Origin of the sequence: Kitasatospora dryopteridis (assembly GCF_050749075.1) — a bacterium.
Classification (GTDB): Bacteria; Actinomycetota; Actinomycetes; order Streptomycetales; family Streptomycetaceae; genus Kitasatospora.
Map to the genome: position 1 here is coordinate 2,857,318 of NZ_CP192749.1, position 12,216 is coordinate 2,869,533.

Consider the following 12,216-nt stretch of genomic DNA (forward strand, 5'->3'; position numbering starts at 1 on the left):
GGCGGCCCGGTGGACTCAGCCGACCGGGGTCGGGCGGCCGTCGGAGACGAAGGCCCGCCAGAGCCGGTGGTAGACGCCGCCGTGGGCGAGCAGGTCGGCGTGCGTGCCGTCCTCCACGATCCGGCCGCGGTCGAGGACGACGATCCGGTCGGCGCGCTCGGCGGTGGTGAGCCGGTGCGCGATGACCAGGGTGGTCCGGCCGCCGGTGAGACGGTCGGCGGCCTGGTTGACGGCGGCCTCGCTGGCGAGGTCGAGAGCGGCGGTGGCCTCGTCGAGCAGCAGGATGTCCGGGTCGACGAGTTCGGCGCGGGCGAGGGCGATCAGCTGGCGCTGGCCCGCGGAGAGGTTCCGTCCGCGCGGGGCGACCTCGTGCTCGTAGCCGCCGGAGAGGCCGAGGATCATGTCGTGTGCGCCGACCGCCCGGGCGGCGGCCTCGACCTCGGCACGGGTGGCTTCGGGCCGGCCGTAGGCGATCGCCTCGTGAATGCTGCCGGCGAAGAGGTACGCCTCCTGCGGGACGACGCCGAGGCGGTGGCGGTACTGGGCGAGGTCGAAGGCGGTGACGTCGGTGCCGTCGATGCTGACGGTGCCGCCGGTGGCGTCGTAGAACCGGGCGACCAGCTTGACCAGGGTCGACTTGCCGGCGCCGGTCTCGCCGACCAGCGCGACGGTCTGGCCGGCCGGGATGTGCAGGTCGATGCCGCTGAGCACGTCGGGTCGGCTCTCGCCGTCCCCGTTGTAGGCGAAGCTCACGCCGTCCAGCCGGATGTCGCCCTTGAGCCGACGCACCGGCAGGCTCGACTCGCTCTCGGGGGTGCTGGTCGGGGTGCGCAGCAGTTCGCGGATGCGGCCGAGGCTCACACTCGCCTGCTGGTAGCCGTCGAACACCTGGGAGAGCTGGTTGACCGGTGCGAAGAACAGGTCGATGTAGAGCAGGTAGGCGACCAGGGCGCCGATGGTGAGGGTGCCGGCGTCGACCCGGGCGGCGCCGGCGATCAGCACCAGGGCCGAGGCGACGCTGGAGAGGAACTGGACGAACGGGAAGTACAGCGAGATGTAGAGCTGGGCGCGGGCCCGTGCGTCGCGGTACTCCAGGCCGCGGGCGACGAACCGGGCGGTGTTGACGTCCTGGCGGCGGAACGCCTGGACGATCCGCATGCCGGCGACGTTCTCCTGCAGGTCGGCGTTGACCGTCGAGATCAGGTCGCGGGAGATCTGGTACTGGGTGGTGGACTTGCGGCGGAAGACCAGGGTGGCCACGGCCAGGACGGGCAGGACGGCGAAGACCACCAGGGCGAGGCCGGCGTCGAGGATCAGCAGGGCGGCGAAGATGCCGAAGAAGGTGAGCAGGCTGACCACCGCGGTGACGACACCGGTCTGCAGGAAGGTCGAGATCGAGTCGACGTCGGTGGTCATCCGGGTCATGATCCGGCCGGTGAGCTCGCGCTCGAAGTAGTCGAGGCCGAGCCGGTTGAGGTGCGCGAAGATCTTCAGCCGCAGGGTGTAGAGGACGCGCTCGCCGGTGCGTCCGCTCACCCTGGTCTCGGCGCTCTGCACTCCCCAGTCGAGCAGGACGACGATCAGTGCGGCCAGGGCGGCGACGGTGACGCCGGTCATGGCGGCCTTGCTGACGCCGTCGTCGATGCCGTGCCGGATCAGGATCGGCAGGGTGAGCCCGGCGGCGGTGTCCAGGGAGACGAGCAGCAGGGCGAGCGCCAGCGGGCCGCGGAAGGGTGCGAGCAGCCGGCGGAGGCTGAAGTTCGGGTCTCCGGCCTCGGCGTCCTCGACCTTGACGTCGGGGGTGTCGGTGGCCGGCCGGAGTGCGGCGACCTTGGCGAGCAGGTCGGCGTCGGCGGCGGGCTTGCCGGCCGCCGACGCATCGGTGCGGCCGGCGGCGTCGGCTGCTGCCGGGGCTGGGGCCGTTCCCGCGAGGGTGTCGGTGCCGGTGGCCGCCCGGGAGCCGGCGGTGGTGCCGGCAGCCTGTGCGGAGCGGGCGTCCGCGGTGGCGGCGTCGGCCTCGGAGTCGGCCGCGTCCGGGTCGGTGATCAGGGCCCGGTAGAGGGGACAGCGGGCGTCGAGCTCCTCGTGGGTGCCGATGTCGACCAGGCGGCCGCGTTCGAGTACGGCGATCCGGTCGGCGAGCTGCAGGGTGGAGCGCCGGTGGGCGATGAGCAGGGTGGTGCGGCCGGCCATCACGGAGCGCAGCGCCTCGAAGATCTCGGCCTCGACCTGCGGGTCGACGGCGGAGGTCGCGTCGTCCAGGAGCAGGATGCCGGGGTCGGTGAGGATCGCGCGGGCGAGTGCGATCCGCTGGCGCTGGCCGCCGGAGAGGGTCAGGCCCTGCTCGCCGACCTTGGTGTCGTAGCCGTCCGGGAGCTCCCGGACGAAGCCGTCGGCCTGGGCGACCCGGGCGGCGGCCTCGATCTGTGCGTCGGTGGCCTCGGGGTGCCCGTACGCGATGTTGGTGCGGACGCTCTCGGAGAACAGGAAGCTGTCCTCGGGGACGATGCCGACGGCGGCGCGCAGCGAGTCCAGGGTGATGTCGCGCAGGTCGTGGCCGTGCAGCCGGACGGCGCCGGCCATCGGGTCGTAGAAGCGCGGGACGAGCTGGGCGACGGTGGACTTGCCGGAGCCGGAGGCCCCGACCAGGGCGAGCGTCTCGCCGGGGGCGAGGCTGAGGCTGAGCCCGTCGAGCACGGGGACGGCGTCCTCGTGGCCCTCGTAGTGGAAGTCGACCTGGTCGAGTTCGAGGGCGGGGGTGCCTGGTGCGGAGGCGCCCGGTGCGGAGGCTCCCGAGGCCGCTGTGCCGGGGGCGGGGCTGCCGGCGGTGGTCTCGGCGAGCGGGAGCGGGCGGGCGTCGGGCCGTTCCTGGACGTGCGGGCGCTGGTCGATCAGCTGGAGGACGCGCTCCACGCCGGCCCGGGCCTGCTGGCCGACGGTGATCACCATGGCGAGCATCCGGACGGGGCCGGTCAGCTGGGCGACGTAGGTGGAGAAGGCGACGAAGGTACCGAGCGAGACCTTGCCCTGGACGGCCAGCCAGCCGCCGAGGGCGAGCACGGCGACCTGGGCGAGTGCCGGGACGGCCTGCATGGCCGGGGTGTATCGGCTGTTCAGCCGGATCGAGCGGAGCCGGGCGGCGTACAGGCCGCGGGAGGCCTTCTCCAGCTTGGCGCGCTCCTGGGCCTCCTGGCCGAAGCCCTTCACCACCCGGACGCCGCCGACGGCCGCGTCCACCACGCCGGCGACCGCTGCGGCCTCCTGCTGCGCGGCCCAGGTCGCCGGGAAGAGCCGCTTGCGGCTGAGGGCGGCGCACCACCACAGGGCGGGGGCCATGACCAGGGCGATCACGGTGAGCGGCAGCGAGAGCCAGAGCATGACCACCAGGGACATGCAGAACATCAGGAAGTAGCCGGTCATCATCGGCAGCATCGAGAGCAGGCCGTTGATGAGCTGGAGGTCGGAGGTGGCGCGGCCGACGACCTGCCCGGTGTCGAGCCGGTCCTGGCGGCGGCCGTCGAGCCGGGTGAGCGACTTGAAGAGGTCCGCGCGCAGGTCGTGCTGGACGTCGAGGGCGAGCTGGCCGCCGTAGTAGCGGCGGATCTGCGCACAGACGAAGACCAGGACGGCGGCGAGCAGCAGGACGACGGCCCAGGGGGCGAGCGGGCGGCTGTGCGCGGTGATGACGTCGTCGATGATCAGCTTGGTGATCAGCGGGACGACGGCGCTGACGGCCATGCCGACGAGCGAGGCGCCGAAGGCGAGCAGCACGTTGCGGCGGTAGCGCCAGGAGTAGCCGACCAGGCGGCGGAGCCAGCGGGAGTCGTCCGGGGAGGCCGTGGCGACACTGCCCGTGCCGTCCGGCGGTGTGCTCCCGTCGGCGGATCTGCCGGAGCGGCGGCGCAGGGTGGCCTTGCCGGACCGGCTGCTCTGAGGATCGGCGTTCCGGGACATCTCCGCAGTAGAACCATGAGTCTCAGGCATATTTAGGGATACTAACCATTCGGCTCGACCGCCGTCCATCGCGTTTCGACGGACGCCCGGGAGGCTCAACGACATGCCGCCGGGGAACCTTCCCGACGCCTTCCAGGGTCGCCGACGCACTCGGCGGGACGCACGGGCCGAGCGGCCGGACGGGCCTCCGGCGCTGGTCCTACTCCCTCACCCGCACGGCCTACGCCGCGCCCTCCTCGGCCGCAGGACCGGGTGCGGCCCCGGCGGCGCCCGGGACGACCACCGCGCCCGAGGCGGCACTCTCGGCGGCCGCGGCGAACGCGCCCTGGGCCAGGCTGTGCAGCAGGGCGGCCATGGCGTCGCGGGGCAGTCCCGAACGGTCGCTCTGCGCGGAGTGCGGTGCGGCGCTGTGGGGGGTGGAGTTGATCAGGCCGAACACCGCGTGCACGGCGGCACGGGCCAGCGGCTCCGCACCCGGGGCGGCGAGCGCCGGGAACGCCCCGCGGACGACGCCGACCCACAGTTCGACGTAGCCGCGCTGCAGGCGGCGGACCCGCCGACGGTCCTCCTCCTTCAAATGGAGCAGTTCCCGGTCGTGCAGGATGATCAGATCCCGGTCGTCCAGGGCGAAGTCCACGTGCCCGCCGATCAGGGCGTCCAGGGCGCCGGAGGGGCCACCCACCCCCTCGGCCTCGCCGGCCCGGCGCCGCCCCTCCTCCAGCAGGCGCTCGCTGATGCCCACCAGCAGGTCGGCGAGCATGGCGTCCTTGCCGGAGAAGTGCCGGTACAGGCCGGGGCCGCTGATGCCGACCGCCTTGCCGATCTCGTCCACTCCCACCCCGAGGAAGCCCCGCGCGGCGAAGAGCCGCGCGGCCTCCTTGCGGATCTGGTCGCGGCGTGGGAGCGCGGAGGCTGCTGGCACGTTCGGCATGCTGCCCATCGTAGACAGCCGGGTTAAGGGCGGTTAACCTGGCGGCAGGAGTTAACGCTCATTAACCTCTGGGCAGCGGACTCATCCGTCCGCATGCCCGCTCGGCTCCGAGGGCAAGGGAGCTCTTGGGATGGTCCTCTCATCCATTGGATCTGCCGTCGGCCCGGCGGCCGGTCGGCTCACCGGTCCGGCCGCCGGCACCGAACCGCGCAACGCCTTCAACGGCGCGGCCGCGGCGCCGGCACCGCGGCTGGAATCCGCGGCCGATCCCGGCTCCGCCGCGTACCGGGCCAACGAGGCCGCGCACCGGGAGCTGGTGGACGAGCTGCGCAGCAAGCTCGGCGCGGCCGCCCTGGGTGGCGGTGCCAAGGCCCGCGCCCGGCACACCGCCCGCGGCAAGCTGCTCCCGCGCGACCGCGTGGACACCCTGCTCGACCCGGGCTCGCCCTTCCTGGAGCTGTGCCCGCTGGCCGCCGACGGCCTGTACGACGGCGCGGCCCCGGCCGCGGGCGTGATCGCCGGCATCGGCCGGGTGGCCGGCCGCGAGGTGGTCGTCGTCGCCAACGACGCGACCGTCAAGGGCGGCACCTACTACCCGATGACGGTCAAGAAGCACCTGCGTGCGCAGGAGGTGGCCCTGGAGAACCGGCTGCCCTGCGTCTACCTGGTGGACTCCGGCGGCGCCTTCCTTCCGATGCAGGACGAGGTGTTCCCCGACCGCGACCACTTCGGCCGCATCTTCTACAACCAGGCCCGCCTCTCCGCCGCCGGCATCCCGCAGATCGCGGCCGTGCTCGGCTCGTGCACGGCCGGCGGCGCGTACGTGCCGGCCATGAGCGACCAGGCCGTCATCGTCCGCAACCAGGGCACGATCTTCCTGGGCGGTCCGCCGCTGGTGAAGGCGGCCACCGGCGAGGTCGTCACCGCGGAGGAGCTGGGCGGCGGCGAGCTGCACTCCAGGACCTCCGGCGTCACCGACCACCTGGCCGAGGACGACGCGCACGCCCTGTCGATCGTCCGCACCATCGTCGCCGGCCTCGGCCCCCGCACCCCCGCGCCGTGGCAGCTCGCCCCGGTGGAGGCGCCCGCGGTGGACCCGGCCGGCCTGTACGGTGCGGTGCCGGTGGACCCGCGCACCCCGTACGACGTGCGCGAGGTGATCGCGCGCCTGGTGGACGGCAGCCGGTTCGCCGAGTTCAAGGCGGAGTACGGGCCGACGCTGGTGACCGGCTTCGCCCGCATCCACGGCCACCCGGTGGGCATCGTCGCCAACAACGGCGTGCTCTTCGCCGAGTCCGCGCTCAAGGGCGCGCACTTCATCGAGCTGTGCGACCAGCGGGGCATCCCCCTCCTCTTCCTGCAGAACATCACCGGCTTCATGGTCGGCCGCCAGTACGAGGCGGGCGGCATCGCCAAGCACGGCGCCAAGATGGTGACGGCCGTGGCCTGCACCCGGGTGCCCAAGCTGACGGTGGTCATCGGCGGCTCGTACGGCGCCGGCAACTACTCGATGTGCGGTCGGGCGTACTCGCCGCGGTTCCTGTGGATGTGGCCGGGCGCCAAGATCTCGGTGATGGGCGGCGAGCAGGCCGCGTCGGTGCTCGCGACCGTGCGCCGCGACCAGTTCGAGGCCCAGGGCGAGGACTGGCCGGCCGAGGCGGAGGAGGAGTTCAAGCGCCCCGTTCGCGAGCAGTACGAGCGGCAGGGCAACGCCTACTACGCCACCGCCCGGCTCTGGGACGACGGCGTGATCGACCCGATGGAGACCCGGACCGCCCTCGGTCTGGCGCTCACCGCCTGCGCCAACGCACCGCTCGCCGAGCCGCGCCCGTACGGCGTCTTCCGGATGTGAGCCGTGGCGGCGGGCCTGAACACTGCGAACACCGCGGTCCGGCCTGCCGCCGCGATCCGGCGCAGCGCGGCCGGTCGGCGGTCGGGCCGCACCGGGCGCCGGCGCACCGCGGTCACCGACCGCGCCGCAGGCCTCGGGGTCGCCGCACTGCAGTCACCGCCCTCCACAGCAGCACCACTCGCCGCAGCACCACTCGCCGCCGTCGGCCCGGCGGGCCCGCCGCACTCGGGAGCGGCCGTCCCCGGACGGCAGCCCCGCCGGACCCGCCTCGGCCGCACCGGCCGTGCCCACCCCTCGACCCGGAGGAAGACCTCCCATGTTCGACACCGTTCTGGTCGCCAACCGGGGTGAGATCGCCCTCCGGGTGATCCGCACCCTGCGGCGGCTCGGCATCCGCTCCGTCGCCGTGCACAGCGACGCGGACGCCGACGCCCCGCACGTCCGCGCCGCCGACCTCGCCGTCCGGCTGGGCCCGGAGGGGCACAGCGACAGCTCGGCGGCGGAGACCTACCTGCGGACCGACCTGCTGCTGGCCGCCGCCCGGCGCACGGGCGTCCAGGCCGTGCACCCGGGCTACGGCTTCCTCGCGGAGAACCCCGGCTTCGCGCGGGCGTGCGCCGACGCGGGCCTGGTGTTCATCGGCCCGCCGCCGACCGCGGTCGAGCTCATGGGCGACAAGATCAACGCCAAGGAGGCCGTCCGCGTCGCGGGCGTGCCGGTGGTACCCGGCAGCCAGGGCGGCTCCCCGAGCGACGCGGAACTCGTCGCGGCCGCGGAGACGATCGGCTACCCGGTGCTGCTCAAGCCGTCCGCGGGCGGCGGCGGCAAGGGCATGCGTCTGGTCCGCGACCCCGCCGATCTCCCGACCGAGATCGACGCGGCACGCCGGGTGGCCCGGACCGCGTTCGGCGACGACACCCTGCTGCTGGAGCGCTGGGTCGACCGCCCGCGCCACATCGAGGTGCAGGTCCTCGCGGACGCGCACGGCGCCACGGTGCACCTCGGCGAGCGCGAGTGCAGTCTGCAGCGCCGCCACCAGAAGCTGATCGAAGAGGCTCCCTCCGTTCTGCTCAACGAGGAGACCCGGGCGGCCATGGGTGCGGCGGCCGTGCGGGCCGCCGAGGCCTGCGGTTACACCGGCGCCGGCACGGTGGAGTTCATCGTGCCCGGCCTGGAGCCCGGTGCAGCCGCACCCGAGGGCGTCCTCGACTTCTTCTTCATGGAGATGAACACGCGCCTCCAGGTGGAGCACCCGGTCACCGAGCTCGCGATCGCCGTGCGCGCGCAGGGCGGTGGCGAGCCGCAGCGGCTCGACCTCGTCGAGTGGCAGCTGCGGGTGGCGGCGGGCGAGGCGCTGCCGTTCGAGCAGTCCGACATCTCCTTCCAGGGCCATGCGATCGAGGCCCGGATCTGCGCCGAGGACCCCGACCGCGACTTCCTGCCGACCGGCGGGCGCATCCTCCGGCTGGAGGAGCCCGTCGGCGAGGGCATCCGGGTGGACTCCGGCGTCGCGGCCGGCACCGAGGTCGGCAGCCTGTACGACCCGATGCTGGCGAAGGTGATCGCGTACGGGCCCGACCGCCCGACCGCGCTCCGCCGGCTGCGTGCCGCGCTGGCGGACACCCGCATCCTGGGTGTCACCACCAACACCGGCTTCCTGCGGCGACTGCTCGCACACCCCGAGGTCGCCGCCGGCCGGCTCGACACCGGGCTGGTGGAGCGGACCACCCAGCAGACCCCCGTACTGCTGAGCTCCCCGTACACCCGCACCGGTGCCGACACCGTCGGTACCGACGCCGCCGGCACCGGGTCGGACGCGGCCGCCTCCCCGGACCTGCTGCCCGTCGCCGCCGCACTCGTGCGGCAGCTGGACCTCGCCCCCGCCGCCGTGCCGGGCGGCTGGACGGACCCGTACTCCCTCCCTTCCGGGTGGCGCCTGGGCGGCGCGGCCGCCTGGACCGCCCACCGACTGCGGCTCGTCGGCCGCGAGCCCGTCACCGTACTGGTACGACCGATCGTGCCCGGCACCGTAGCCGAGCCGACTGACAATCCGTCACCGACCGCATCCGACCTGCAGGTACGGGTCGGCGACGGCCCCGTGCGGCGGGCCCGGGCCGCCCGCAATGGTGACCGTCTGCACATCTCCGTGGACGGTCTGCAGACGACGTTCGCACACACCACCGACAACGGGCCCGCGGGCCGGGTCGACTGGCTCGCCGTGGACGGCGACGCCTGGGCGGTGCACTCCCACGACCCGGTGGCGGACCGCGCCGCCGGGGGCGGCGTCCACCACGGCGCCCTGACCGCGCCCATGCCGGGCACCGTCACCGTGGTCAAGGCCGCGGTCGGCGAGCGGGTGACCCGCGGTCAGACCCTGCTGGTCCTGGAGGCCATGAAGATGGAACACGTGATCGCGGCGCCGCACGACGGCACCGTCAGCGAGCTGCGGGCCGCCGCCGGCTCGACCGTGGCCATGGACGAACTGCTGGCCGTCGTCGCGGCGGCCGAGGAGGGCGGCGCGGCCGCCGCCGGCGAGGTGTCGTCGTGACCGCGGAGCAGCAGGAGGCGGGCGCCGCCGCGGCGGAGCCCGGAGTGCTGGAGCTCGGCCTGCCCGACCCGGTCCGGGACCCGTCGCTGCCGGCCCGGGTGCGCATCCACGAGGTCGGCCCGCGGGACGGCCTGCAGAACGAGAGCGCGCTCGTCCCGGTGGAGGTGAAGGCCGAGTTCGTCGCCCGGCTGGCGGCCGCCGGCCTGCGCACGGTCGAGGCGACCAGCTTCGTCCACCCGAAGTGGGTGCCGCAGCTGGCCGACGCCGAGGAGCTGATGCCCCGCCTGGCCGGGCTGACCGACCGGTACCCGGGCCTGCGGCTGCCGGTGCTGGTGCCGAACGAGCGCGGGCTCGACCGGGCACTCGCGCACCGCGCGGCCGACGTGGCGGTCTTCGCCAGCGCCACCGAGACCTTCGCCCGGCGGAACCTCAACCGGTCCGCCGACGAGGCCATGGCGATGTTCCGCCCGGTCGTGGAGCGGGCCGCCGACGCGGGCGTGCCCGTCCGCGGCTACCTCTCGATGTGCTTCGGCGACCCCTGGGAGGGTCCCGTGCCGGCGGCGCAGGTGATCGGCTTCGGCCTGCGCCTGCTGGAGATGGGCTGCGCCGAGCTGAGCCTCGGCGACACCATCGGCACCGCCACCCCCGGCCAGGTCACCGCCCTGCTGGCGGGCTTCGCGGAGGCCGGCGTGCCGATGGAGCGGCTCGCCGTCCACTTCCACGACACGTACGGCCAGGCGCTGGCCAACACGCTCGCCGCGCTGCGGTCCGGCGTGACCGTCGTGGACGCCTCCGCGGGCGGCCTCGGCGGCTGCCCGTACGCCAAGAGCGCCACCGGCAACCTGGCCACCGAGGACCTCGTGTGGATGCTCCACGGCCTCGGCATCGACACCGGCGTCGACCTGGGCGTCCTGGCCGCCACCAGCGGCTGGATGGCCCGGCAGCTCGGCCGCCCCAGCCAGTCGCGGACCGTCCGGGCACTGCTCGGCCCGTCCGCCTGACACACCCCGTCAATACCGTCATCACACCGGCCCGACCGGCCGCGATCCAGGAGGATCACCATGCTCGACCACCGGCTGAGCACCGAGTACGAAGAGCTGCGACGGACCGTCGCGGAATTCGCGAACGACCGGGTCGCGCCCAAGATCGGCGAGTTCTACGAGCAGAACGAGTTCCCGTACGAGATCGTCCGCGAGATGGGCGAAATGGGCCTGTTCGGCCTGCCGTTCCCCGAGGAGTACGGCGGCATGGGCGGCGACTACTTCGCGCTCTGCATCGCTCTGGAGGAGCTGGCGCGGGTCGACTCCTCGGTGGCGATCACCCTGGAGGCGGCCGTCTCGCTGGGCGCGATGCCCGTCTACCGCTTCGGCACCGAGGAGCAGAAGCGCACCTGGCTGCCCCGGCTGACCTCGGGCGAGATGCTCGGCGCGTTCGGCCTGACCGAGCCCGAGGGCGGTTCCGACGCCGGCGCCACCCGGACCACGGCGCGGTACGACGAGGCGACCGACGAGTGGGTCATCAACGGCACCAAGTGCTTCATCACCAACTCGGGCACCGACATCACGGGTCTGGTCACGGTGACCGCCCTGACCGAACCGTCCACTCGTTCGAGTGAAGGCGGCTCGACGCTCTCGCCAACCCGGGAAATCTCCTCCATCATCGTGCCGACCGGGACACCCGGGTTCCAGGTCTCCAAGAAGTACTCCAAGGTCGGGTGGAACGCCTCCGACACCCGCGAACTGTCCTTCACCGACTGCCGCGTCCCCGCGGCCAACCTGCTGGGTGCCCGCGGCCGCGGGTACGCCCAGTTCCTGCGCATCCTCGACGAGGGGCGCATCGCCATCGCCGCCCTGGCCACCGGCCTGGCCCAGGGATGCGTGGACCAGTCCGTCGCCTACGCCGGTCAGCGGCGCGCCTTCGGGCGGCCGATCGGCGCCAATCAGGTCATCCAGTTCAAGCTCGCCGACATGGAGATGCGCGCCCACACCGCCCGCCTGGCCTGGCGGGACGCCGCCTCCCGGCTGCTGCACTCCGAACCGTTCAAGAAGGAGGCTGCGATCGCGAAGCTGTACGCATCGGAGGCCGCCGTGGACAACGCACGCGAGGCGACCCAGATCCACGGCGGGTACGGCTTCATGAACGAGTTCCCGGTCGCCCGGTTCTGGCGCGACTGCAAGATCCTCGAAATCGGTGAGGGCACCTCGGAGGTCCAGCGGATGCTCATCGCGCGAGAGCTCGGTGTGACCTCCTGAGGACGCCCCGGTCGGCTCCCTGACAGCAGTACGTCCGCCGACTCCCCTGTCAGCCCGTCAGGGGGCGGCACGGCCGCCCGTACGACCCCCAGCGGCCGCATGCACGACCACGGCGTGCGGGTGCCGTACGGCGACCCGTGGCAGCCCGCCACGGGGGCCTGGCCTGCCGTCAGGGAATGACGATCACCGGGCGGTTGGCGCGCCGCGCCAGCCGCCCGGACACCGACCCGAAGACCTTGCCGAGCAGGCCGCGGGTGCTGCCCACGACGATCGCGTCGGCGGCGTACTCGCGGCCGACCTCCTCGATCTCGTGGCAGATGTCGCCGCCCCGCTCGACGAGGATCCACGGCACGCCCGCCAGGAAGTCCGCGCAGGCGAGCTCCAACCCGAGGATCTCCGTGCGGTGGTCGGGAAGGTCGACGAAGACCGGGGGCTCGCACCCGGCCCAGACCGTGGCGGGCAGCCGGTTCGCCACGTGCACGATCACCAGGCCGCACTGCGACCTGCGTGCCATGCCGACGGCGTAGGCCAGCGCGCGCTCGCTGGAGAGCGAGCCGTCGAAGCCCACCACCACACCGTGCTGGAACACCGGATCGCAGGGACGCGCCGCCTGCTCCTTCAGCATGGGCTCGCCGTCGCCCTCGGTCCGGCCCGTCATGGGGCCCTGGCCGTCGGTCAC

The 12,216-nt window shown here is 73.6% G+C and carries 6 protein-coding genes and 1 pseudogene; 4 read left to right on the top strand and 3 right to left on the bottom strand.

What is annotated here, in order from left to right:
* Positions 1–15 precede the first annotated feature (15 nt).
* The gene (locus ACQ614_RS12940) at positions 16–3,954 is read right to left on the bottom strand and encodes an ABC transporter ATP-binding protein (RefSeq protein ID WP_431678684.1); all 3,939 of its coding nucleotides are present in this window, start codon (positions 3,952–3,954) and stop codon (positions 16–18) included.
* A 220-nt stretch (positions 3,955–4,174) separates the two neighbouring features.
* Positions 4,175–4,885, bottom strand: coding sequence for a TetR/AcrR family transcriptional regulator (locus tag ACQ614_RS12945; protein ID WP_431678685.1), 711 nt, complete (start codon positions 4,883–4,885; stop codon positions 4,175–4,177).
* A gap of 130 nt (positions 4,886–5,015) precedes the next feature.
* On the opposite strand from ACQ614_RS12945, the gene ACQ614_RS12950 reads away from it, so the two are divergent.
* From ACQ614_RS12950 to ACQ614_RS12965, 4 genes are all read left to right on the top strand, one after another.
* Positions 5,016–6,737 (top strand): carboxyl transferase domain-containing protein, encoded by a 1,722-nt coding sequence (locus ACQ614_RS12950; RefSeq protein ID WP_431678686.1) that lies wholly within the window; start codon positions 5,016–5,018, stop codon positions 6,735–6,737.
* 316 nt (positions 6,738–7,053) lie between these two features.
* Positions 7,054–9,285 (top strand): biotin carboxylase N-terminal domain-containing protein, encoded by a 2,232-nt coding sequence (locus ACQ614_RS12955; RefSeq protein WP_431678687.1) that lies wholly within the window; start codon positions 7,054–7,056, stop codon positions 9,283–9,285.
* Positions 9,286–9,332: 47 nt separating this feature from the next.
* Positions 9,333–10,286, top strand: coding sequence for a hydroxymethylglutaryl-CoA lyase (locus ACQ614_RS12960; protein ID WP_431683907.1), 954 nt, complete (start codon positions 9,333–9,335; stop codon positions 10,284–10,286).
* Between the two features lie 60 nt (positions 10,287–10,346).
* Positions 10,347–11,537, top strand: a complete 1,191-nt coding sequence (locus tag ACQ614_RS12965; protein WP_363487431.1) for an acyl-CoA dehydrogenase family protein — start codon at positions 10,347–10,349, stop codon at positions 11,535–11,537.
* 169 nt (positions 11,538–11,706) lie between these two features.
* Here the strand turns inward: ACQ614_RS12965 and ACQ614_RS12970 are convergent.
* Positions 11,707–12,138, bottom strand: a pseudogene (locus ACQ614_RS12970) (universal stress protein); the annotation flags it as partial.
* Positions 12,139–12,216 lie beyond the last annotated feature (78 nt).

What these genes read in the sequence shown, in the direction of transcription:
- ACQ614_RS12955 (WP_431678687.1), top strand. Translation starts at nt 7,054, where the DNA reads ATGTTCGACACCGTTCTGGTCGCCAACCGGGGTGAGATCGCCCTCCGG.
- ACQ614_RS12950 (WP_431678686.1), top strand. Translation starts at nt 5,016, where the DNA reads ATGGTCCTCTCATCCATTGGATCTGCCGTCGGCCCGGCGGCCGGTCGG.
- ACQ614_RS12965 (WP_363487431.1), top strand. Translation starts at nt 10,347, where the DNA reads ATGCTCGACCACCGGCTGAGCACCGAGTACGAAGAGCTGCGACGGACC.
- ACQ614_RS12945 (WP_431678685.1), bottom strand. Translation starts at nt 4,885, where the DNA reads ATGCCGAACGTGCCAGCAGCCTCCGCGCTCCCACGCCGCGACCAGATC.
- ACQ614_RS12940 (WP_431678684.1), bottom strand. Translation starts at nt 3,954, where the DNA reads ATGTCCCGGAACGCCGATCCTCAGAGCAGCCGGTCCGGCAAGGCCACC.